Source organism: Tardiphaga sp. (assembly GCF_028290495.1).
In the GTDB taxonomy this organism is placed as follows: domain Bacteria; phylum Pseudomonadota; class Alphaproteobacteria; order Rhizobiales; family Xanthobacteraceae; genus Tardiphaga.
Map to the genome: position 1 here is coordinate 44,258 of NZ_JAQGJT010000138.1, position 23,752 is coordinate 68,009.

Annotated in this window: 18 protein-coding genes; 7 read left to right on the top strand and 11 right to left on the bottom strand. The window is 63.8% G+C overall.

Annotation, left to right across the window (positions count from 1 at the left end):
• The first annotated feature begins 69 nt into the window (after positions 1–69).
• The 4 genes from oxlT to JWQ24_RS20775 all read left to right on the top strand — a co-directional run bounded on the left by oxlT (position 70) and on the right by JWQ24_RS20775 (position 4,356).
• Complete coding sequence (gene oxlT, locus JWQ24_RS20760) at positions 70–1,380, top strand: oxalate/formate MFS antiporter (RefSeq protein ID WP_299812123.1); 1,311 nt, start codon at positions 70–72, stop codon at positions 1,378–1,380.
• 259 nt (positions 1,381–1,639) lie between these two features.
• On the top strand, positions 1,640–2,071 hold the full coding sequence (locus JWQ24_RS20765; protein WP_299812125.1) for a CBS domain-containing protein: 432 nt from the start codon (positions 1,640–1,642) through the stop codon (positions 2,069–2,071).
• Between the two features lie 274 nt (positions 2,072–2,345).
• Entirely contained in the window at positions 2,346–3,341 is a 996-nt protein-coding gene (locus JWQ24_RS20770) for a nitronate monooxygenase family protein (RefSeq protein WP_299812127.1), read from the top strand.
• Positions 3,342–3,381: 40 nt separating this feature from the next.
• Positions 3,382–4,356, top strand: coding sequence for a zinc-binding dehydrogenase (locus tag JWQ24_RS20775; RefSeq protein ID WP_299812129.1), 975 nt, complete (start codon positions 3,382–3,384; stop codon positions 4,354–4,356).
• Between the two features lie 18 nt (positions 4,357–4,374).
• On the opposite strand, the gene JWQ24_RS20780 is transcribed toward JWQ24_RS20775, so the two are convergent.
• From JWQ24_RS20780 to JWQ24_RS20795, 4 genes are all read right to left on the bottom strand, one after another.
• Entirely contained in the window at positions 4,375–5,628 is a 1,254-nt protein-coding gene (locus JWQ24_RS20780; protein ID WP_299812131.1) for an arsenic transporter, read from the bottom strand.
• 58 nt (positions 5,629–5,686) lie between these two features.
• Positions 5,687–5,953 (bottom strand): hypothetical protein, encoded by a 267-nt coding sequence (locus tag JWQ24_RS20785; protein ID WP_299812133.1) that lies wholly within the window; start codon positions 5,951–5,953, stop codon positions 5,687–5,689.
• Positions 5,938–6,162 carry a hypothetical protein gene (locus JWQ24_RS20790; protein WP_299812135.1) on the bottom strand — a complete coding sequence of 75 codons (225 nt, stop codon included), beginning with the start codon at positions 6,160–6,162 and terminating at the stop codon, positions 5,938–5,940. Before JWQ24_RS20790 ends, JWQ24_RS20785 begins: the two co-directional genes overlap by 16 nt.
• Positions 6,163–6,306: 144 nt before the next feature.
• Positions 6,307–6,510 (bottom strand): hypothetical protein, encoded by a 204-nt coding sequence (locus JWQ24_RS20795; RefSeq protein WP_299812137.1) that lies wholly within the window; start codon positions 6,508–6,510, stop codon positions 6,307–6,309.
• 367 nt (positions 6,511–6,877) lie between these two features.
• On the opposite strand from JWQ24_RS20795, the gene JWQ24_RS20800 reads away from it, so the two are divergent.
• Positions 6,878–9,199, top strand: coding sequence for an ATP-binding protein (locus tag JWQ24_RS20800; protein WP_299812139.1), 2,322 nt, complete (start codon positions 6,878–6,880; stop codon positions 9,197–9,199).
• A 25-nt stretch (positions 9,200–9,224) separates the two neighbouring features.
• Here JWQ24_RS20800 and JWQ24_RS20805 read toward each other — a convergent pair whose 3' ends face one another.
• The 7 genes from JWQ24_RS20805 to JWQ24_RS20835 all read right to left on the bottom strand — a co-directional run bounded on the left by JWQ24_RS20805 (position 9,225) and on the right by JWQ24_RS20835 (position 19,699).
• A complete protein-coding gene (locus tag JWQ24_RS20805) occupies positions 9,225–9,542 on the bottom strand; it encodes a DUF3325 family protein (RefSeq protein ID WP_299812141.1) in 318 nt (105 codons plus the stop codon).
• Position 9,543: 1 nt separating this feature from the next.
• The gene (locus JWQ24_RS20810; RefSeq protein WP_299812143.1) at positions 9,544–11,103 is read right to left on the bottom strand and encodes a PepSY-associated TM helix domain-containing protein; all 1,560 of its coding nucleotides are present in this window, start codon (positions 11,101–11,103) and stop codon (positions 9,544–9,546) included.
• A 1-nt stretch (position 11,104) separates the two neighbouring features.
• Positions 11,105–11,434 (bottom strand): hypothetical protein, encoded by a 330-nt coding sequence (locus tag JWQ24_RS20815; protein WP_299812145.1) that lies wholly within the window; start codon positions 11,432–11,434, stop codon positions 11,105–11,107.
• A gap of 117 nt (positions 11,435–11,551) precedes the next feature.
• Positions 11,552–13,711, bottom strand: a complete 2,160-nt coding sequence (locus tag JWQ24_RS20820) for a TonB-dependent siderophore receptor (protein WP_299812147.1) — start codon at positions 13,709–13,711, stop codon at positions 11,552–11,554.
• Positions 13,712–14,079: 368 nt separating this feature from the next.
• The gene (locus JWQ24_RS20825; protein WP_299812149.1) at positions 14,080–15,093 is read right to left on the bottom strand and encodes a hypothetical protein; all 1,014 of its coding nucleotides are present in this window, start codon (positions 15,091–15,093) and stop codon (positions 14,080–14,082) included.
• A gap of 179 nt (positions 15,094–15,272) precedes the next feature.
• The gene (locus JWQ24_RS20830; protein ID WP_299812151.1) at positions 15,273–18,239 is read right to left on the bottom strand and encodes a bifunctional [glutamine synthetase] adenylyltransferase/[glutamine synthetase]-adenylyl-L-tyrosine phosphorylase; all 2,967 of its coding nucleotides are present in this window, start codon (positions 18,237–18,239) and stop codon (positions 15,273–15,275) included.
• Positions 18,236–19,699, bottom strand: coding sequence for an ATP-binding protein (locus tag JWQ24_RS20835; RefSeq protein WP_299812153.1), 1,464 nt, complete (start codon positions 19,697–19,699; stop codon positions 18,236–18,238). The genes JWQ24_RS20830 and JWQ24_RS20835 overlap by 4 nt, the downstream gene beginning before the upstream one ends.
• A 366-nt stretch (positions 19,700–20,065) precedes the next feature.
• Here JWQ24_RS20835 and JWQ24_RS20840 point away from each other — a divergent pair, with 366 nt between their 5' ends.
• Positions 20,066–21,376, top strand: a complete 1,311-nt coding sequence (locus tag JWQ24_RS20840) for a tetratricopeptide repeat protein (RefSeq protein WP_299812155.1) — start codon at positions 20,066–20,068, stop codon at positions 21,374–21,376.
• 13 nt (positions 21,377–21,389) lie between these two features.
• Entirely contained in the window at positions 21,390–23,735 is a 2,346-nt protein-coding gene (locus JWQ24_RS28610) for a FecR domain-containing protein (protein WP_366521457.1), read from the top strand.
• The last annotated feature ends 17 nt before the right edge of the window (positions 23,736–23,752 follow it).

A 23,752-nucleotide genomic window follows, 5' to 3' on the forward strand; every position in this document is an offset into this window, starting at 1 on the left:
ACGCTTGCGACAATAAGTCACAACCTTGCGGCAATACGCCGCGAAAAGAAGCGCGCAACGGGAGGTCTTATGATTTCACAAACCGACGCGACTACACCCACCATTTCAGGCAACTTCCGCTGGATCCAGCTTGTCATGGGCATCGTCTGCATGGCGATGATCGCCAACCTGCAATACGGCTGGACGCTGTTCGTCGATCCGATCGACGCCAAGTATCATTGGGGCCGTGCCGCGATCCAGCTGGCCTTCACCCTGTTCGTCGTCGTCGAAACCTGGCTGGTGCCGGTCGAGGCCTGGTTCGTTGACAAGTATGGTCCGCGCGCCGTCATCATGTTTGGCGGCGTGATGATCACCCTGGCATGGATCCTGAACTCCTATGCCGACTCGCTGGCCATGCTCTACGCTGGCGCGATCATCGGCGGCATCGGCGCCGGTTCCGTCTACGGCACCTGTGACGGCAATGCGCTCAAGTGGTTTCCGGACCGGCGCGGTCTCGCCGCCGGCGCCACCGCCGCCGGCTTTGGCGCGGGCGCTGCGATCACCGTCGTGCCGATCGCCAACATGATCGCCGCCAGCGGCTACCAGCACGCCTTCTTCACCTTCGGCATCGGCCAGGGGGTCATCGTCTTCATCCTCGCATTCTTCATGCGCAAGCCGCTGCATGCGATGCCGGCGAAGAAGAAGCAACTCCACCTTCCGCAGACCAGGATCGACTTCACCCCGCCGCAAGTGCTGCGTACTCCGATCTTCTGGGTGATGTATCTGGTGTTCGTGATGGTCGCCGCAGGCGGTCTGATGACTGCGGCTCAGATCGCGCCGATCGCCAAGGACTTCAAGATCGACAATGTCCCGGTCAGCCTGCTCGGCTTCCAGATGGCCGCACTCACCTTCGCGATCTCGCTCGACCGGATTTTCGACGGCTTCGGCCGACCGATCTTCGGCTGGGTGTCCGACACGATCGGTCGCGAATACACCATGTTCATCGCCTTCGGAACCGCAGCCGTGATGCTGCTGATACTGTCTGCCTACGGCAACAATCCCGTCGTCTTCGTGCTGGCGACCGCGGTTTATTTCGGCGTATTCGGCGAAATCTACAGTCTGTTCCCGGCGACATCAGGCGACACCTTCGGCGCCAAGTATGCGGCCACCAACAACGGCATGCTGTACACCGCCAAGGGCACGGCAGCGTTGCTCGTGCCGGTGGCGAGCCTCATAGCCGCACACTACGGCTGGCAGGCGGTGTTCGTGATCGCCGTCGTGTTGAATGCCACCGCGGCGTTGCTGGCGCTGTTCGTGATCAAGCCGATGCGACGCAGCTTCATTTTCGGCAACGAGGCTCAGTCGGCAGATACCGCCGCGGCAAGTGCAAAGACGGCGTAACGATCCGTTTTTCGGCCAAGGGGCGCATTGCAATGCGCCCCTTTTTCTTGCCCTGATCTGGCATGCCAGAGACGCCGTGAAGGCGATATTCGCACCAAGGCAGTAACCGCCGTTGCGCGATAAAGTCAGAAATACTGACACTTAATTGCCGATTTAGTGCCAACGACGACGTTGACAGTTGGCATAACGTATACCAGTATTAGGACAATAACAGTCCTGAACCCAGGGACTTTACACCACTGACGCCAGGGAGGCTGCCATGAAAGTCGGAGACGTTCTGCGCAACAAGAGCACCCGCATCGCCACGGTCCGCATGAATGAAACGGTCGCGATCGCCGCCCAGTTACTGCGTGCCGGCAATATCAGTGCCCTCGTCGTCAAGGATGTCTGCCGGACAGAAGGCAATACCGCGGTCGGCATGTTCTCGGAGCGCGACGTGGTGCGTGCGGTCGCCGAACATGGCGCGGCCGGCCTCGCCCTCAAAGTATCCAACCTGATCTCGGTGCAGCAGCTGATCTCCTGCCACTCCAGCGACACGCTCGAACACGTTCGCCATCTCATGAACAAGAACCACATCCGGCACGTGCCGGTGATCGACGAGTACACCCTGATCGGCGTCGTCAGCATCCGGGACATCAGCACCGCGCTCGAGCATGACGATATCGAGGCGAAAGAGTCCGCGGTCGCCTGATCCAAATTGTCCTTCCGGGGCGCGCGAGCATGGCTCGCGCGCCCCGGAATCCCGAAATAGTAGATGAACATCTCGAGGTTCCCCGTCTGCACGTCCGCCGGCCTCGCCGACCGACGCGCATCCCGGAATGACATCCCCCGCGCAACCGCCATTTGCGCATGGCGTGCCGGCGCGCGCCCGATGGACATTCCCCGATCGGGGCGGCATCCTCCCTCCCAAGATAAAACAATAATCGGGCGCCGTCCGTGCGCCGGGGAAATGTCCGGGAGACACCATGATCAAGACGCGCTTTACCGAACTCGTCGGCGTCGAACACCCGATCGTGCAAGGCGGGATGCAGTGGGTCGGACGCGCCGAGCTGGTCGCAGCCGTCGCCAATGCCGGGGCGCTCGGCATGATCACCGCCCTGACACAGCCCACGCCCGAAGACCTGACCAAGGAGATCGCGCGCTGCCGCGACCTCACCGACAAGCCGTTCGGCGTCAACCTGACCATCCTGCCCTCGATCAAGCCGCCGCCTTATGCGGAATACCGCGCCGCCATCATCGAGAGCGGCATCAGGATCGTCGAGACTGCCGGCAACAAGCCGCAGGAACACGTCACCGAATTCAAGAAGCACAACGTCATCGTCATCCACAAATGCACCAGCGTGCGCCATGCGCTGTCGGCGGAGCGGATGGGGGTCGATGCGATCTCGATCGACGGCTTCGAATGCGCCGGCCATCCCGGCGAGGACGACACGCCGGGCCTGATCCTGATTCCGGCCGCCGCCGATAAGATCAGAATCCCGATGATTGCCTCGGGCGGCTTCGGCGACGGCCGCGGCCTGGTGGCGGCGCTGGCACTCGGCGCCGAAGGCATCAACATGGGCACACGCTTCATGTGCACCAAGGAGAGCCCGATCCATCAGAACGTGAAGGAGCGCATCGTCGCCAATGACGAGCGCGAGACTGAACTGATCTTCCGCACCATGCGCAACACCTCGCGCGTAGCGAAGAACGCGGTGAGCCAGCAGGTGGTGGCGCTGGAGAAGGAAGGCGCGACCTTCGAGCAGGTCCGCGAACTAGTCGCCGGCGCCCGCGGCAAGCTCGTCTACGCCACCGGCGACGCCGAGGACGGCATCTGGTCGGCCGGCCAGGTGCAGGGCCTGATCCATGACATCCCCACCTGCGGCGAACTGGTATCGCGCATCATGCGCGATGCCGAGAGCATCATCCGCGCGCGGCTGGAAGCCATGCTGTCGGGCGGCCAGCGGCAGGCCGCCGAATAATCCCAGCCGAAACCAGAATGACGATGAAAGACCGAGACTGATGAAAGCCTATGTCTACGGCGCCGATGGCGCAGTGATCGCCGATATCGCAAAGCCCTCCCCCACCGGTACCCAGGTTTTGATCCGCGTGCGCGCGAACGGCCTCAACCGCGCCGACCTCGGCATGACCAAAGGCCATGTCCACGGCAGCGCCGGCGGCGTCGGCACCGTGCTCGGCATGGAATGGGCGGGCGAGGTCGCAGAACTCGGACCGGACGCCCGGGGCGTTGCGGTCGGCGACCGCGTGATGGGCTCGGGCGGCGCGGCGTTTGCCGAGTACACGCTGGCCGATCACGGCCGGCTGTTTCACATCCCGTCCAACGCCAACATGAGCTTTGAGCAGGCGACCACTCTGCCCGTCGCGCTCAGCACCATGCACAATGCGCTGGTGACCAATGGCGGGTTGCAGGCCGGCCAGTCGGTGCTGATCCAGGGCGCCAGCTCAGGTGTCGGCCTGATGGCGATGCAGATCGCCAAGCTCAAGGGCGCGAAGCTGGTGATCGGCTCGTCGACCGACCCCGCGCGCCGCGACCGGCTGCATGAATTCGGCGCCGACCTCGCGGTGGATTCAAGGGATCCCGGCTGGGTCGATCAGGTATTGAAGGCGACCAATGGCGAAGGCGTTGACCTGATCATCGACCAGATCTCCGGCCCGGTCGCCAACCAGAACCTGAAGGCGACCAAGGTGATGGGCCGCATCGTCAATGTCGGTCGGCTCGGCGGCACGCATGGCGATTTCAATTTCGATTTGCACGCCGCTCGCCGCATCCAGTATATCGGCGTCACCTTCCGCACCCGCTCGGTGCAGGAAATCCGCGACATCTTCAGCGCGGTGCGCGCCGACATCTGGCCCGCGGTGGAATCCGGCAAGCTCCAATTGCCGATCGACAAGATCTATCCCTTCGCCGAGATCGGCGCCGCCTTCGCCCACATGGACGCCAACCAGCACCTCGGCAAGATCGTGGTGACGCTGTAGCCGGACAAGCGACCGGACTCAGCCGAACAGCAACGATGCGCCGATCGCCGCCAGCAGCGCTGGCGGCATCACCAGCACGCCGATCTTCAGGAACGCTCCCGCGCTCACCGACAGGCCTTCGCGCCGCAGCGCGTTGAGCCACAGGATCGTCGCCAGCGATCCGGTCACCGACAGGTTCGGACCGAGATCGACGCCGATCAGAATGGCCCGCGTGATCTGGTCGGGAATGTCGGCGCTCTGAACCGCGCTTCCGGCGATCAGGCCGGCGGGAAGGTTGTTCACCAGGTTCGACCCCACCGCGATCGCCACGCCGGCACCCCAGGCCGCGCCGGCAATCGAGCCCTGCGCCGAACTTCGCAGCAGCGCTGCGATACTGGCGATCAGCCCGGACTTGTCGAGCGCTTCGACCAGAACGAACAGCCCGGCCACCAGCGGCAGCACGCCCCAGGAAATATCCTTCACGGCATGCCACGGCGACCGGCGTCCGACGATCAGGACGATCGTCGCGGTCGCCGCGCCGGCGATCGCGGTCGGCAGTCCGAGCTGCAGGTCCTTCGCCGAGGCCGCCAGCAGAACGACCGCCGTGGCGACGATCCCAAGGCCCGCCACCTTGCCGCCGAGCGAAAGCTTCGGCACCGTCATTTCACTTTCGATCGTCTGCCGCAGCGCATCGCGCTGCGTCCAGCGCAGCACCAGATAGGTGACGAGGATGGACAGGATCGACGGCAGCAAGTAGCGCGGCAGCCACTGCAGCAGCGGCGGCATGTGGGCGCCGTAGATCACCAGGTTCGCCGGGTTCGAGATCGGAAGCACGAACGAGGCCGCGTTGGCGATGAACGCGCAGATCAAAAGGTACGGCAACGGCTTCTCAGCCTTGACGGCCTTTACAGCCGCAGCAACGGCGGGCGTCAACACCACGGCGGTCGCATCATTGGACAGAAAGATCGTCACCACGGTCCCGACCAGATAGATCAGCAGGAACAATCGCGTCGGCGATCCCTTGGCACGGTTGGCGGCGAGCGCTGCGAGCCAGTCGAACAACCCTTCGAGACGCGCGACCTCTGACAACAGCATCATGCCTATCAGGAACAGATAGACATCGGTGCCCTTGGCGATTCCCGATAGCGCATCGTGCGGCGACAGCAGTTGCAGCAGCACGATCAGCGCCGCGCCGGCGACGGCCCAGATCGCTTCGGGCAGCGCGAACGGCCGGACAATGACCCCCGCCGTGGCAAGCCCGACGATGCCCCAAATCAGAACGTTATGATCCACCTGCAACACCGCTCTAATTCGAGAAACAACAAGGTTGAAAAACGACGCGCCTGCGCGATCAGGCCGCGGTCACCGGAACGGCTGGCGCTTCGGGCTGGGACGAACTTGCAGACAGGGCCGGCTTCAGCAACTGCGCAAACGAAAGCCAGATCAGGATCGATCCAAGCGCAAAACTCCCCAGGATCATAGAGGCGGCGGGATAGCCAAGCTTCTGTGCAATCCAGCCGCCAATGGCCGGGCTGAGCGAGCCACCGATGCCCTGTACCGTCATCACCGCCCCCTGCCCGACATTGACCCTGCCGGTACCGTTCAGGATTCGCGCCACTTTGCAGGCCGGCATCGATGCCGTCGAGGGCTTGAACGGGAAATACGCCCCACCCCGTGATGACGTAGGCCGCCACCAGCCCGCGCAGCGCGCAATGCCAGAAAGGAAATCAGCAACACCAGCCAAAGCCCCTCCTTCTCGGACATCCGCATCGCGGCAATTGACGCGAGAATCATCACCGCCTGCGCCACAACGATGGTCATGGCCACGAAGCTCGCCGCATCGCGAGCGCGACGATACCGCGCGGCCGTCCGATCGGCTTGCCACCTGTTGCGTTCACCATTTGCGACCGTTCTTGTTCGGACCAGGCTGAGAACCAGGCAGGTGCCGTTCACCCCTCTGCGGTTTGCGCTTCAACCACGGCTCTGCAGTCCATTGGCGACGCGGTACAGTGCACCGCTCCATACATCGGGCGCCGCGACAACCATTTCGACGTCGCTCCCGTCTGCGATCAACCGCACGCGGGTCACGCCAGCACCGAAGATTTTGGCACGGACCTCGAACGTGTTGCCCGGCGCCAGCACCTCGGCAAGATCGTGGTGACACTGTAGGCGCATGTTTTGCGCTAACGCCTGCGGCCGTCATTGCGAGCCAGCGAAAATCGCCGAAGGCGAATTTCGCTGAGCGAAGCAATCCGGAAAGTCTCTCGCGCGAAAGAGCTGGATTGCTTCGTCGCGAGGGCGCCTCGCAATGACAGCAGCAAGAGCGCCGTTCGATCGTGCGCATCGACTCAAAACGTTCCTGTTTCGGACTCATCGCACGCACCGCAACAGCTAACTTTCCTTGGGATAGAATTTATTTCACGTTAACGTTTCGTTGACTCTCGACACCCCGGGCAAAGTGGATTCATATCATTTTATGATTCGAGGCGGCGGGGCAGTCTTTTCGAGCATGTGCATACGGACACTCCGAGGGGGCTAAGGCATGGCGCGTTCACACGCGACGAACGCGTGCGTTCAATCCGATTCAATCAAGGGATTGGCGCAATCGATCGCGAAACCGGCTTATCACCGGTTGCTGATCGCGGAGCCCGCACTGCGCCGCGCCGTCCCTACCCTGATCATCGCCTTTCTTATCACCATCTTCTTCGGCGCCTTCGTGCAGGTCGTTGACCAGAGCCGGCAGAAGCAGAGCGCGATGAAGCGCGATCTCGCGGCGCTTGCTGATCTGCTCACCGAGCGTCTCGAACGCAGCGGCAGCATCCGGCTGGATCGTCCTGCGGCGATCGAACGGCTGCAGGCGCTGCTGCCGAGCCTCATTCCATCTTGGGGCATCGTGGCCAACCGCCACGTCATCGTGCTCGGCGCCGACCAGAGCATTCTCGCCCGCGTCCCGATCGACGCGCCGATCGGCGACACCTATCACGTTCTCAACGTGCTCAGCGCCACGCAGACGCTCAATGCCAACCCACGCGCCGACGTCATCGATATCACGCTGCCCGGCGGCGGCCACGCCATGGCGACACAGCGCATCGTCAAGACGCTGCCGGGCAGCGTGGTCATCATTCAGGAAAACAACGAGGCGATCTGGCGCTCCGAGTCAGCGCTGTCGATCACGCTGTCGGCGACGACCGGCTTCGTGGTGTTGATCCTTGGCTTCGCCTTCCACTGGCAGTCGACCCGCGCGCGCGAAGGCGACGCCATCAACGATGCCGTGCGCGGCCGCATCGACACTGCCCTCAACCGCGGCCGTTGCGGGTTGTGGGACTGGGACCTGTCACGCGGCCGCATCTTCTGGTCGCAGTCGATGTTCACCATGCTGGGGCTCGACAGCCGCAGCGATCTCCTGACCTTCGGCGAGGTCAACGCGCTGGTGAAATCCGACGACATCAACCTGTTCGCCATCGCCGACCGGCTGATCTCCTCGCAGATCGGCCATATCGACCAGACCTTCCGGATGCAGCACTGCCAGGGCCACTGGATCTGGCTGCAACTGCGCTGCGAACTCAGCCAGGGTCAGGGCGACGGCGGCCAGCATCTAATCGGCATCGCGGTCGACATCACCGAGCAAAAGAGCCTCGCCGAACGCACCGTGGAAGCCGATGTGCGGCTGCGCGACGCCATCGAGACCATTCCCGAGGCCTTCGTGCTGTGGGATGCCGCCGACCGGCTGGTGCTGTGCAACTCGCACTTCCAGCGCCTGCACAAGCTGCCGGAGAGCGCCGTGGCGCCCGGCACGTCGTACGAGACCGTGCTCGAAGTGGGCTCCATGCCGGAAGTGCGCACGCGGCTCGCCGAATCCAGTGAACACGCGCCCGGGGCCCGCACCTTCGAGGCGCAGATCGAGAACGGCAACTGGCTGCACATCTCGGAGCGCCGCACCAAGGACGGCGGCTACGTCTCGGTTGGCACCGACATCACCCGCATCAAGGAGCACGAACAGAAGCTGATCGACAACGACCTGCGGCTGCGCGCCACCGTCATCGATCTCAAACATTCGCAGGCGGCGCTGGAGCAACAGGCGCTTGAACTGGCCGACCTCGCGCAGAAATATTCCGACGAGAAGAACCGCGCCGAGGAAGCCAACCAGACCAAATCGAAATTCCTGGCCAATATGAGCCACGAGCTGCGCACGCCGCTCAACGCCATCATCGGCTTCTCGGAGATCATGGGCAGCGGCATGTTCGGCACGCTGGGCTCCGACAAGTACCAGGAATACTGCACGGACATTCTCACCAGCGGGCATTACCTGCTGGAAGTCATCAACGACATTCTCGACATGTCGAAGATCGAGGCCGGCCGCATGAAGCTGGATCTCAAGCCGCTCGATCTCGCGAATACGCTGGCGGAATCGCTGCGCGTGGTGTCGGGCCGCGCCGAAGACAAGAGCCTGACGCTGTCGGCCGACATCGAGGCCCACACGCCGGTGGTCGCCGATCGCCGCGCCATCAAGCAGATCCTCGTCAACCTGCTGTCGAATGCCGTGAAGTTCACGCCCGACGGCGGCCGCATCACCGTGCGCAGCCGCGTGCTCCGGGATTCCGTGGTGCTGATGATCGCCGACAGCGGCATCGGCATCGCGCCGCAGTCGCTGCAGCGGCTCGGCCGGCCGTTCGAGCAGGTCGAAAGCCAGCTCACCAAGAGCTATCACGGCTCCGGCCTTGGGCTGGCGATCGCCAAGTCGCTGACCACCCTGCACGGCGGCTCGATGAAGCTGCGCTCCAAGCTCGGCACCGGCACCGTCGTCTGCGTCTCCCTCCCGCGCCAGGGCGCGCGGAAGCCGGCGAAGGCTTTCGAAGCGGCGTAGAACTACCCGAAGGCGACACCCTGCTCTACCCGCCCTTCCTGACGGCCATGCGGGTCATCGATCCCAGCCACCGGGGTGGCCAGCTCAGCGTGGCGACCACGGCGACGGCCGCAACGGTCACGCTGGTCACCCACACCAGCGCGCCGTAGTCGAGCCCGTCCCGCGCCACCGCCAGCATGAGGCCAGCCGCCAGCAGCAGCCCGCCGCCGGTCCTGAGCAGCGCCCGCGTCGCCGGCGGGCATGCATGCGTGCCGGTGACGGCCTGCCAGTGACGCGACTGTCCCAGCGCCAGGCAACCGAAGCCGAGATATTCGGCCGCGAAGATCATCGCTAACAGCACCATCTCACGCATGGCTGCCTGCGCCCTTCAGGGCCGCGACGGCCGCTGCCGAACGTCGCCTCGACGCAGCCAGCCGGCGGCTCGAAGCCAACGCACCGGCGGCCAGAAGCAGCAGCGCCACGTCGACTCCGGCCACGGGCCACAGATGCGCATGTGCCAGACTGCGCAGCGGGTGATCCCCTGTCGTCAGTCCGTTCAGCACCATCGCCGCCAGCGCCAGCGCTGCGATCGCCTGACATTGCTCGACCCAGGCCGTGCGGGAACGCATCCACGCATGGGCGAATGCGGCGATCCATACCAGATGAAACGTCCAGATCTCCAGCTCATGCCGTTCGTAACCCGCCAACGTAACGTCGAGCGGCAGCAGCCGGTTGATCACCATGAAGCCCGCGGTGGCCATGACGATGCCCGCGGTCGCGCCGATCGCCAGCCCTTGCACCAGCCGGACGCCGCGCAGCCCTTCCGCCGCATGCCGCTTGCGCCGCATCTCGAGCCAGAAAAGGACCCCGGTCATGATCAGCGCGCATCCGAGCAGGCCAAGCGCGAAATACATAAAGCGCAGCGTCCAGTGCCTGAACTGGATCCGGTGTACGCCGGTCAGGAAGCGTTGCGCCACCGCCACCGGGCGAAGTGCTTCGCTCCGATGCAACACCGCCCCCGTAGCGGCATCGAAGGTGATCGACGCCGAATGCCTGACGATCCGCTCTTCGATGGATTGAAACATCGTCACGAAACCAGCCGCATCGCCGGGATGCCTGACCAGGATGGCCCGCGGCTCGACGCCGTCCCACAGCCGGCGGGCCTCGCCGGCCATCGCATCCAGCGACCCGAGGCTACCCGGTTTGTTGGCCTTGGGGCGCGCATAGCTGCTGCCGCCATCGGCATTGAACGCCTGCTTGTCGGCATAGACGGCCTGCCATCCGCTCGGAAAATACACGGCGAAGAAAATGATCAGGCCGGACAGCGTGATCGCGATGTTGAACGGCAGGCCGAGCACGCCCGACACCGTATGCAGGTCGAGCACCACGCGCTGCGATTTCTGCTGCGGGCGCAAAGTGAAGAAGTCGACGAAGATCTTGCGGTGAATGACCACGCCGGACACGCACAGCAGCAGCATGGCCATGCCGGCAAAGCCCACGATCCATTGACCGATGTTCCAGATCTTCAGGTGCAGCCCATAGTGATACGGATACAGAAAGCGGCTGCCAGCCCAGGTGCCGGGCTCCGGCAGCACCGCACCGGTCGCCGGATCGAAGGAGCGGTTCACGACGCCGGTCTTGTCGCGATAGGCGACGCGGACGTAGGGCTGACGCTCCGTCGCCTGCAACACCGTCCAGGTCGGCGACCGCACCGCCACCGCGGTGTCATAGGTGGCGCGAAGCTCATCGAACGCGCGCGGACTGTCGGGCAATGCAATCCGCGTCATCGGCGCCATCCAGCGATCGATCTCGCGATCGAACACCGCCAGCGTGCCCATCCAGAAGATCGCAAACAGCATGGCGCCGACCACCACACCCGCCCAGGTGTGCAGCCAGCCCATCGATGCGCGAAAGCCCTGCTCCATCTCAGGCCCCCGTCAATGCCGCGAGCATCAGGCCGAGCCCCGCAATCACCAGCAGATCGACTGCGACGCGCAGCAGGCGTTGTCGTGCAAAGCCGAGGATCAGCACCGCGAGATAGATGACAAAGCCCAGCATCGACGCCAGGACCACGCCGTCAATGCGGGCAAGCCCGAGCGACGGCAGCGCCCTGGCGAGACCGGCCACCAGCGCCGACGACGCCACATAGCCGCCGCCGATCACCAACAGCAACCGCAAGCCGACGCTCCACCCCTGCCCCTTCCGGTTGGCCGTGATGGATCGGGTGCCACTGCGCGCGACGATCGGCTCTGTCATTGCTCGGTCCTGCCGCATCGGGATCGGCTTGCGTTCCGACCCAGCAATGCAGCACACCGAAGGCGACGTGACGCATTGCGTCCGGGAGAGATATTCATGAGCACCGCTCCGTCGCGCCTAGAAGTTGAACGTCGTCGATACCAGATAGGTGCGTGGCGCGCCGAGGATCAGGTACTTCTCGTTGGTCGCGGCCTGCCAGTAGTTGGTGTCGAGCAGATTTTCGACCGAGAACCGCAGCACCACCGGCTTGTTGTTCCACGGCGACGCGAAAGTGTAGCGCGCACCGGCGTCGTAGCGGGTCCAGCTCGCGCCGGTGATCCGGTTGGCCTGATCCGCAAAGAACTCGCTGGTGTGAATGGCGCGGCCGGTCAGCGTCAGCCCGCGCAGGAACGGCACGTCCCATTCACCACCGAGGTTGAATTGCGTATCCGGCACGTTGAAGGTGCGGAAACCACCATAGGTCGCGTTATCGGTCTTCTCCTGCCGGGCATCGAGGAACATAACGCCGCCGAGCAACCGCAGGCTTTCGGTGACCTCGCCGAAGACATTGATCTCGACGCCGCGGTTTCGGCTAGCTCCCGACTGGGTCACGATATTGGTCGTGCGATCCACCAGTTGCAGCGGACGCGTGATATCGAAGGCGCTGACCGTGGTGGTGATCCGCCCCCAGTCGATCTTGACGCCCACCTCCTGCTGCTGCGTCCTGTAGGGCGGCAATACCTGGCCGGCATTGGCGAAGCTTTCACCGACGATTGATCCCGCTTCCAGACCCTCGATGTAGTTGGCATAGACCGAGACGTTGTTCAGCGGCTTGATCACCAGCGCATAGGCAGGCGTCGTCGCCGAGGTTTCATAACCGCCGGTCTTGGCGCCGGTCACCGAATTGAACGACCCCGATTCGACCACCTGATGGCGGACACCGACGGTGAACTGGATGCGATTGTTCAGGATCGACATCGTATCCGAGACGCCATAGCTCGTGAGATGTGAGTCGGAGATCTTACCGGGCGTACCGACCTCTACCGTGGGAATCGGGCTCGGCCGCGGATTGTAGAGGTTCGACGTGTAGGGAGTGCCCGTGGTGTTGAGGATCGCGACTTCGCCATCTGACCGCGCGGCATTGAAGTTGATGGCGTGCGCAACGGGTCCGGTATCCACCGAGGCGCGGAAGCCGGCCTGGGCGGCCGTCTGGTCACGCGCCTGGTTATTTCGCCGCGCGACGCCGGAGAAATCGCCGTTCAGATTGGTCATCCGGATATCGGAATAGAGATACTTCGTCTCCCCCGTGACGATGCCCGCTTGCGCATAGGCGGTCAGGTTCTCGCTGATGTCCACCTCGCCCTGCACGAGCCCGAAACGCGCCTCGGAGTCCCAGAAGCCCCAGCTTGGCATATAGCTCGCGCGGCCATCCGGCGGCACCGGGATCGCCGTCAGCGCGGTTCCAAGATCGACGAAGCGTGTCATCGCGCTCGTCTTGTTGCGCTCATAGCCGAAATCGGCCGACAGCCGCACGCGCTCGCCGCGATAGTCCAGCCCGACAGTTGCGCTGCCGACTTCCTGGTTCTGGTTAGCGAGTTCCGTGGCGCCGTTCTTGTAGGTGCCATTGAAGCGGACGCCGAACTCCTTGAATTCACCGAACCGCTGCCCGACATCGACATGCGTGCCGAACTGCGACTGCGATGCATAGGTGTTGGTAATCTGCGCCAGCGGCACATCGCCGGCGCGCTTGGTCAACAGATTGACGCTGCCGCCCACGCCGCCGCCGGCGGGCGGCATGCCGTTCAGCAGCGCGCCCGGTCCCTTCAGCACTTCGACGCGCTCGATGGCGGCCAGCGACGACATCGAATATGCGGACGCGATTCCGTAGAGGCCGTTCAGTCCATAGGCCTGGCTGGACACGCCGAAGCCGCGAATGTTGACGGAGTCGAAGCCATAGGCACGCGGCACGGTAACGCGCACCGAGGGATCGTTGGCGAATACGTCGTCGAGCTTGCGGGCCTGCTGGTCCTGCAGGGTCTTGGCCGTATAGCTGGTCTGGTTGAACGGCGTGTCCATCACGCTGCGATTGCCGAGCAGACCGACCTGACCGCCGGATGCCACCTGCCCACCCGCGTAAGCCGCCGGCAACGAGCCGATCATGCCGGTCACCGGCGTCGTCGGTGTGCGGCGTTCGACCGGCCGCGGCGCTGCTCGCGGCGCGACCGCGACATTTCGGCGCGGCGCAACACGACGTACCGCGCGCGGCGTCGGTGCATCGACCTGAACGGGCGGCAACACTTGTGGTGTCCGCGCAACGGCTTCCCCGCCTGTATCGAGCGTCAATGCGAGCGCGCTCGCTGCAGCCAGAAGGATTGCCTTGTGAAGTGTAGTTGCACGCGTCATTGACTCGGTCGCCCCAAATTCCTCGCCGACTTCTGCCGACCAACACGACGTGGCCTACAGTAAGACATGGTGCGATCACAATGCGGTGGGGCTTAGAGAACGTCTAACTCTGCACGCCGATCCATCGACGTGCAGCATATACAACTCACCGTTCCGCAAAGCGCGATTTGACATCGGCTGCTGGTTATGGGCGGGGTCGGGTGCGAATTGTAGTTCTGCAGATCATGCCGCGCAGATGCGCGCGCCATGCGTCGCGGCGACGATCACTCCGGACGTTTTGCCGTGGTGCCGACCCGTCCGACCTGATTGGCCTGCGAAGTGAACCACACCACGCCGTTCGGTCCGCGCGTCATGCCGAACGGCTGCGCATTGGCTGTCTTCAGATCGAACAGCGAGACGACGCCCGCGGGCGTGATACGGCCGATCTTGTTCGACTTGAAGGCGGTGAACCAGATATTGCCGTCGACGCCTGCGGCGATACCGATCGGCTTGGTGTCCGCTGGCAGCGGGAATTCCGTGATCTCGCCGCGCGTGGAGATGCGGCCGATGTGATCGGACCCGTTCATCGAAAACCACAGATGCCCGTCCGGTCCCACCGTGATGTCGCGTGGACGCGACTGTGCATGGCTCAGCGGGAATTCGGTGATCTGTTTTGTTGTCACGTTGAAACGCCCGATTTTTCCGGCGCCGCTCTCGGTGAACCACAGATTCTGATCGGGGCCGGTGACGATACCATAGGCCTGCGCGTTCTCGGTCGGAATCTCGAATTCGGTGAATGCACCGGTCAGCGTCACCCGGCCGATCTTGTTCGCCGCCAGTTCGGTGAACCAGATATGTCCATCCGGGCCGACCGTGATGCCGCGCGGCCATGAGCCCTTGTTCAGCTTGGTGGGCAGCGTGGCCTGCGACGGAATCGCGAAGCTGCCGTTGAACTCACCCTTGGTGGACACGCGGCGAATGGCGTTTTCCTCGCGCGAGGTAAACCAGAGATGCCCGTCCGGCCCCGAAGTGATGCCTTGCAGAACGCCCACCGCCTCGCCCGGCACGGCGAAGGCCGTCATCTCGCCCGCGGGCGTGACGCGAAAGATCTGATGCTTCAGAACTTCGGTGACCCACAGGTTTCCGTCCGATCCGACGACGATGGCCTGCGGGCGCTGCCCTTCGCCGGGCAACGACTGTTCGACAAGGGCGACGTCCTGCGCGTGCAATGGTCCCGCAACGCCGGCAGCCAGCAAAGCGAATACAACACCGGCGGAGCGAAGGCCTCGGATCTGCATGTCGACTCCATATCGGAAAAGTTGAATGCCTCTCTTAGCGACGTCGCCACACGCCGGCGAGAGCCAGGGCGCGGTCACAATGACGCGGAGTTTTAGAGAAAATCCAATAGTTCACGCCGATCCATGCGCCTCATCCCGAATGCAACTCGGATCCGCACACAGCGTGACGTGCCTGTGGACTACTGCTGGCCTTCGACAACTGCCAGGAACACGCGCCGCACTTCGCCCTGCGTCTCGCGCAGTTGCGCTTCCAGCGAGGAGAAGTCCGGGGCGTCGCCGGCGCGGGTCAGGATGCGCAGCAGGTCGGCGCCGGCCGTCTCCGGCTTGAAGCCGCTGCTGACGCAAAGGCGCAGAATCTGCGTCAGGTCATGATAGAGCCGTGCGGCCGGGCGCAGCACGTCGGCGTCGGCCGCCGGCAACACGCCGAGGCGCGCGGCATTGTCCAGCACCTGCTGGGTCGAGACGCTGAGGATCGCGGGGAATGTCGCGGCATGCACCAGTTGCAGATATTGCGCGAGGAACTCGATATCGACCATGCCGCCGGCGGCATATTTAAGATCCCAGATATCGCCGTCGCCTTTTTCCAGCGCGATGGCCTCGCGCATCTCAAGCACGTCGCTGGCGATCACCGATCGGTCGCGCGGGCGCATCAGCACGTCGCGGATCACGCGCTCGATCTTGTCGCGGAATTCCGGCGGCGCCGAAATCACCCGCGCTCTGGTCAGCGCCATGTGTTCCCAGGTCCAGGCCTCGTTCTGCTGATATTCGGCGAATGAATCGATCCGCGACGCCAACGGCCCTGCCCCGCCCGACGGTCGCAGCCGCATGTCGACGTCGTACAGCACGCCGTAATTGGTCTTGGTGCGGAACGCCGAGATCAGGCGCTGCGTCAGCCGCGCGAAATACTGCGAGCCGTGCAGCGACCTTGCGCCGTCGGAATCCGGCTCATCGGAATCGAAATCATAGATCAGGATCAGATCGAGATCGGACGACGCCGTCATCTCGCGACTGCCGAGCTTGCCCATCGCCAGAATCGCCGTCTGCTGGCTTTTGATGTGGCCGTGCTGGCTGGCGAACTGGTCAACGACCAGGCCATGCAGCGTATGCGCGATGCCCTCGGCGACGTCGGCGAAGGCCAGGCTCGCTTGCGGTGCGGTGACCGTGCCGGAGAGAATGCGAGTACCGATCAGGAACAGGCTCTCCTGCCCGAACAGCCGCAAGCGATCGAGAAATTCCTCATAGGAGTTGGCGTCCTGCAAGGTCGCAGCCAGCCGCCGCGATAATTCGAGCCGGTCGGGCATCGCGCCGAAGAAGCGCGGATCGATCAGCCCGTCCATGATCTGCGGCTGCCGCGCCAGCATGTCGCCCAGCCGTGGTGCAGCGCCGAGCACCAAGGCGGCCAACGCTACCAATTCGCGGTTTTGGCTCAAGAGCGAGATCAGCCGCCCGCCGCGATGCAGCGCCTGCAGCAGCCGGTCGAAAGCTATCAGCGCGTTATCGGGCTCTTCGGCCTGCGCCAGGCCGGAAATCAAGGCGGGAATGAATTCGATCAGCGCCTGCCGCGTCGTGTCGATCTTGAGTACGCGGTACTCGCCGGCCATCCAGTGCTGCAGTGTCTCCGCCACCATGATCGGCTTCTTGAAGCCGAGTTTGGCAAGATGCTCAAGCAGCCGCGGTTCTTTCGGCCCGCCGCTGTAGTCGATGTCCGGCAACTGCATATCGCCGGCCGGATCGCCCTCGAACAGCCGGCTATAATGGCCCTGCACGCAATCCAGATGGTGCAGCAGCTCGCGCGCGAATGCTGCACGGTCCGCATGGCCGAGGAAGCGCGCAAAGCGCTCCATCGCCTCGACGCTGTCGGGCAGCGTATGGGTCTGCTCGTCGGCGACCATCTGCAACCTATGCTCGACGCCGCGCAGAAATTCGTAAGCCTTTGAGAGTTCGTCGCGCGCCGCAAACGTAATCCAGTTGCTGGCGGCCAGAATGGTCAGCGCTTCCAGCGTCGGCTGCACCCGGAGCTCGGGATGCCGGCCACCGGCAATCAACTGCTGGGTCTGCGCGAAGAACTCGATCTCGCGGATGCCGCCACGTCCGACCTTGACGTTGTGCCCCTCGACCGAAATCTCGCTCTGGCCGCGAAAGGTCTGCATCTGCCGCTTCATGTCATGGACGTCGGCCAGCGCCGCAAAGTCCAGATGCTTGCGCCACACGAACGGCGCGATCTCCGCCAGCAGGGCTGCACCCGCAATATCGTCACCGGCGCAGACACGCGCCTTGATCATGGCGGCGCGTTCCCAGGTGCGGCCCTCACGTTCGTAATAGTGCAACGCCGAGGCGGTCGAGACCGCCACCGGCGTCGAGGCCGGATCCGGACGCAACCGCAGATCGACGCGAAACACATAGCCGTCGCCGGTGCGCTGCTGCAGCAGCCGCGACAGGCCCTGCGCCACGCGTACGAAAAACGGCTGCGGCTCGACATGTTCCGCAAGCGAATGGACCTCGAGGTCGAAGAACACGATCAGGTCGATGTCGCTGGAATAGTTCAGCTCAAAGGCGCCCATCTTGCCCATCGCCAGTACGATCAGCCCGCTGCCGGCTTCCGGCCGCTCGACGTCCGGCGGCAACAGCCGGCCGCGCGCGGCTTCCTGCTGCAGCAAATAACGCAGCGCGGATTGCACCGAGACATTGGCAAGGTCGGTCAGCGCCCTGGTCACCCGCATCACCGGCCAGACGCCGCCGATGTCGCACAGAGCGACCAGCAGCGCGGTCTCGGCCTTCATCCGCCGCAACGCTGTCATAACCACGGCGTCGTCGCCGGCGGCGCCGACGGCCAGCGTGGTCTGCTCGATCAGAGCGGAGAGGTGCGTGTCGGGATCACAGCGCAGCAGCGCAAGCGCGCGCGCGGGATCGCCGCGGATCAGGTCGAACAGATAAGGGGAAGCTTCGGCCACGCCGAGCAGGATCGCCTGCGCAAAAGGGAATTGCGCGGCCACGGCACGAAACGCAGCGGCCTGCGCCGGCTCGATATCATCGAGCCAGGCCGCGAGTCGTTGCCCTGCCTCATCAGGCGCCATCAATCGGGGGGCGCTGACGAACTGTGCGGCCAAATGGAACTGGTCGGCATCGCCTGCGGCGGAGGAGATCATGCCTGCTTCTGTGGCACATTCGACGTTTGGGCCGCAAGGCCCTCCCCAACTAACGCCGGCAGCGCCAGCGTCGCGCGCAGTCCAGGATGACCGTCGCCGAGCTGCAGCGCGCCGCCATGCAAGGTCGCGACCGCCGAGGCCAGGCTGAGGCCGAGGCCAGATCCGGGCTGGGTGCGGCTGGCTTCCAGCCGCACGAAACGCTCGACCGCGTGCTTGCGATCGGCCTCGGGAATGCCCGGCCCATGATCGATGACGCTGAGCAGCACTTCGTTGCCTTCGCGCCGCGCCTCGATCAGGATTTCATTGCCGCCGGGTGCGGCTACCGCATCGGCGCCGGGCGGCTGCACAGCGGCGGGTCCACCATATTTGATCGCGTTCTCCACGAGATTGGCGAGCGCCTGGCTGACCAGCTCGCGGTTGCCGTGCAGAAACGCCGGCGCAGCCTTGACGTTCAGCGTCAGGCCGCTGTCCTCGGCCAGCGGCTCGTAGAGTTCATGGATCCCCACGGCCACTTCGGCGGCGTCGAAGTCGTTCATGTTACCGCGCGCCTGCCCGGATTCGGCGCGCGCGATCATCAACAGTGCGTTGAAGGTGCGGATCAGCCCGTCGGATTCCTCGATCGTGCGCTCCAGCGCCGCGCGGTATTCCGCCTCGTTGTGGGACTTTGCCAGCGCCTCCTCGGCGCGGTTGCGCAACCGCGTCAGCGGCGTCTTGAGGTCATGGGCGATGTTGTCGGAGACTTCCTTCAGCCCGGTCATCAGCGCCTCGATGCGCTCCAGCATGGCGTTGAGGTTTTCGGCGAGGCGATCGAGTTCGTCGCCGGAGCGGCCGACCGGCAGCCGGCCGGAGAGATCGCCGGACATAATCCTCTGCGTGGTGCCGGTCATCGCATCGATCCGGCGCAACACGCGGCGCGCCACAAAGATGCCGCCGCCGAGGCCGAGCACCACGACGATCAGCACCGACCATTGCGCCGCATTCGCGACGATGCCGTACAGCCGCCGGCGCTCCTCCAGGTCATGGCCGATCAGCAGCCGGAAGCCGCTGCTCAATTGCTCGACCCGCACCAATGCGTGGTGGTCGATCGCCTCCTGGTCGTCGAGCCGGTGATAGGCGGTCTCGCTCCAGCCGGTGGAAGCCATCACACCGGGCTGCAGCGACGCGACGTTGCCGGCCACCGACTGCCCGGCGGGCGTGGTGATCAGATAGAGGTTGGCCCCCGGCCGCAACGCGCGGTTCTCGATCGCAAACACGGTACCGCGTAAGCCCCGGCGGGCGAACAACTCGCTGAGCTCGCTCATCTCCGCGTCCACCGTGGTGGTGATCTGTTCGTTGATCAGCCGCCGCGTATTCCACGCGAAATAGCCCAGCAATGATGCCGCAAACAGCGCGAACAGCAGCAGATAGGCCAGCGTCAGCCGGAACGCCGTGGTGCGAATGAGTTTACCGAAGGCGGTCACGGGGCACGTTTCATTAGCATGTGAATAGCTTAAATTCCTTTTGTGGGGCGACCCTACGAGGTTCGCGATCCCCGCTGAAGTGACAAATCGTTCAGGTGACCGCTCATTCCGATACCGCCGACTGCGCGTTCATCCATGTGGCCCAATTGTGACAATCGCCATCCATCGCTTCGTAAAGCCATCCGGGACGACACTTGCATATTCCCACGCGGCAACCTGAAGGTTAACTTTCCGTTAATCGCGCGAAGGAATTACTCGGACTTCGGAATTGCCCGGACTTCTCTCTTTGGTTGATTGGCTTGGCGTATGCCAAGCGATTTCAGGGTGGCGGTTGTGCAAACGTTGTCAAAAACCCGGCTCGGATGCTTGCTGTTTGCGGTGATCCTCGGCGCTGTGTCAGCCCGGGCGCAACAGCCATCGACCACCCCGATCTCCGCCGCAACCGTCGTGCAGCAGGACTACGAGGCGCTTTTCCAGCAGATGTACAAGAACCCGTCCAACCTGGACGTGACGTTCAAGTTTGCCGAACAGGCGGTTGCGCGAGCCGACTACGAGGCCGCCATCGGCGCCCTCGAGCGCATGCTGTTCTTCAATCCCAACCTGCCGCGGGTAAAACTCGAATTGGGCGTGCTGTACTTCAAGCTCGGTTCGTTCGAACTCGCGCGCGGCTATTTGCAGGACGCCATCAAGGGAAACGACGTTCCCGATGACGTCCGCGCCCAGGTCAGGGCCTATCTCGCCGAGATCGACCGGCGCCTGGCGCGCTATGAGTTCAGCGGATTTTTCCACGCCGGCCTGCGCTACCAGACCAACGCGAATGTCGGTCCCGAAAGCCTGCTGATCCGTGCACTCGGACAGGATGCCATTCTCGACAACCGTTTCGGCAAGCAAGCCGACTGGAATTTCTTCCAGACCGTCGGCGCCAACTATGCCTACAAGATCGGAACGCGCGGCGACGCGCTGGAGGCGACGTTCTTCGGTATCGGCACCCAGCAGTTCAAGCTCGATCAGTTCAACCTCGGACTTGTTGAACTCATTGTCGGCCCGCGGATCGCCATCGGCCAGAATGCCTCGTTCAAGGTCTACGGCATCGGCGACCAAGTCTGGCTCGGCGGCGCCAACTATTTCAATGCGCTGGGCGGCGGCGTTTCGGCCCGGACAACGATCGGCGACAACGTGTTCGTCGAAGCCTACGTCGAAAATCGCCACCGCCAGTTCTCCGATTCACTGAACTACCCTACATCGAGCGAGCAGACCGGCGACCTGCTGTCGACGTCCGTTCTGGGAGATCTCCGCTTCGGTCCGCTGCACTGGATAACCCGCATCGGATACGACCAGAACAGCGCGGTGTTCAGCTACAACAGCTACAAGCGCTACTCGGTCGATATGACCATTCCCTACGAGTTCAGCCTGTCGGTGCTGGGCGTGCCGCGCCAGTTCGCGTTCGCGCTGACGGCCGGATACAGCTGGGCAAACTACATGGACCCCAATCCGATCATCGACCCGTTCATGGCGCGCAACGATCGCGAGCAGCGCTATGGCGCCATCTTCGATGCCCAGGTCGTCGACAATCTCGGCATCCGCACCCAGGTACAATACTCCAAGATCGATTCGACACTTCCGAACTACAGGATGGATAATCTCTCCGTCTCGTTCGGCCCCAGCGTCCGGTTCTGAAAGGCAGCTTGTGATGATGAGCATGACAAGACACCCGATTGCCGGAATAGCGGTCTCCGTGGCCGCGATGTTGGCCGCGGGCGGCATGGCAACGGCGCAGCAGGTCGGGACGGCGTCGGCGGTTAATCCTGCCGCCACCTCCAATATGCGAACGATCACGATCGGCGCTTCGATCGCGCACAAGGAGCGCATCCAGACCCAGGCCGGCGGCTCCGTTCAATTGCTGTTCATCGACAAGACATCGATGACCATCGGCCCGAACAGTGACCTGACAATCGATGAATACGTATTCGATCCCAAGGCGAACACCGGCAAACTCGCGGCGACCCTTGGCAAGGGTGCACTTCGCTTTGTCGGCGGGCAGATCAGCCATAACGGCGAAGCCGAGGTCAAGACCGCCTCCGCGGTGATCGGCATTCGCGGCGGCATCAATTTCATGACGGTCGCGAACGGCGAGACCCAGTCCTACACCGGCTACGGATCTTCAACGGTGTCGTCCGGCGGCAGCACCGTCACCCTCGGGGCCGGAGAGTATACAAGGACCCAGGGCACTGGCGCTCCGCCGGTCCCTCCCGGCCTGCCTCCGGCGGGATTTGTCGCGATGCAGGTCCAGTCCTATCAAAGCGCCGGCGGACAAAGCGGCGGCGCGCCGGCAGGAACGGCGACGCCCGCGCGCGTAGCCAGCGCCGAAGCGCGGGCTACGAATTCGTCGACCGGCACGGTGGCACAGGTCGCGCCGGTCAACGCCAACGGCACCGTGCAGGTCGCCACCGCCACCACGTCGCCCCTCACCACGCAAAACCGGCAGAACGCGATTACCTCAAGTGTCACCCAGGCAGCGCAAACCTCCACCCAGAGCGCCGCAACGACGGAGGTCGCACAAGAGATTGTCCGGCAACGACAGTTCAGCGCCACGGCTTACGCGCTGACCATGAGCAATTGTTGCGGCACGGGTGCGAACATTTCCAGCGTGCCTTACCTCCCGGCAGGTTTTGCTACCGGAAATTCCTATGTGTCTCCCGTGCTGGGCTACCGCACAGCGAGCGTCGATGTCGCCAACCGTGCGCCGTACTTCCAGTACGGAATCGGAATCACGGGCGAAGGCGCGGCGCAGCATTCCTGGTTTATGGTCGCCACCGGCGCGTTGATCGACGACGGCAACGGCGGCTCCGTATTCTCCAGCGGCTTCGGCGCCACCCGCCGCGGCGCCGCCAATCTCGGCGTCGGCCGCGCCAGCGGCGCGATCTCATCGACCGCGGGATCGGTGGCATTGGACGAGGCGGGTCTGCCAACTACCGCGCAGATCACCAGTTCGTATTATATTCCGGAATCGAAGACCTACGTCTCGCAACCGGCCACATCGTTTTTCGGTGATGGCACCCCGGTCACTAACTATGAATACATCCAGACCGCCAGCCGAATTCCGACGCCGGCCGATCTCGGCGTCAACCGCCCCACGGTCGTACTGAGCGGCTTTTCCGCCGGATTGATGCGATCGTTCAACACCACCGCCGGGGCCTTCGTCGGACCCAGCTTCGCGGTCGGCGGACTGGCGACGGTCAACCTCGACGCCAACGTCAACCGGATGCAGGCCAACTTCGATATCGTCAACCTGCAACCCTCCACCGGCCAGACCTTCAATACGGCGAGTTATCAGATCGGCACCGTCGATCCTTCGCTGAGGTCGCGCGGCGTCTATGTGGACTATGACAATTTCGGCGGCCGCGAGGCGGTGACCGTAACCAACACGACGACCGGGGCGACACTTCCGGTGTCCACCGTCAACGGAAGGCCGCTGACGGGGCAGACTGCAATCATGGCCAATATTCCGAGGAACGTCGCGGTGCTCTCGGGCGCAAATGTCACCTTCTGCCAGTGCGATTATACGCGATGGGGTTTCTGGTCCAACGACAGCTACCGCACCGACGCCAACGGCAACCAGATCGCCGACCGCGGCAACCTCATGACCTGGGTGGCAGGACGCCTGCCGAACATATCTGAAGTACCAACCACTGGCATCGCCACCTATGACGGCCATATCGTCGCCAGCGTCCGGAATGGTGCGAATGAATATGTCGCGGCTGGCAACTTCACCAACACCGTCAATTTCGGAACGCGCTCCGGCGCGGTTACCGCGGGACTGGATAATACGGCCTATTCCGGAACGGTGAATCTCAGCAGCGACCCGCGCAATTTTAGCGGAGCGTTGATCGGAAACAATGGCGGACGCGCCATGGCGATGGTCGGCCAGTTCTATCGCGGCGTCGCCGGCCCCACTGCGGAGATGGGCGGCCTCGCGACCGCTCAGGGGAATGGCAACTACATGGCGAGCGGTATATTCGCCGGAAGGATGAGATAACGGTCGGGGTAAGACGT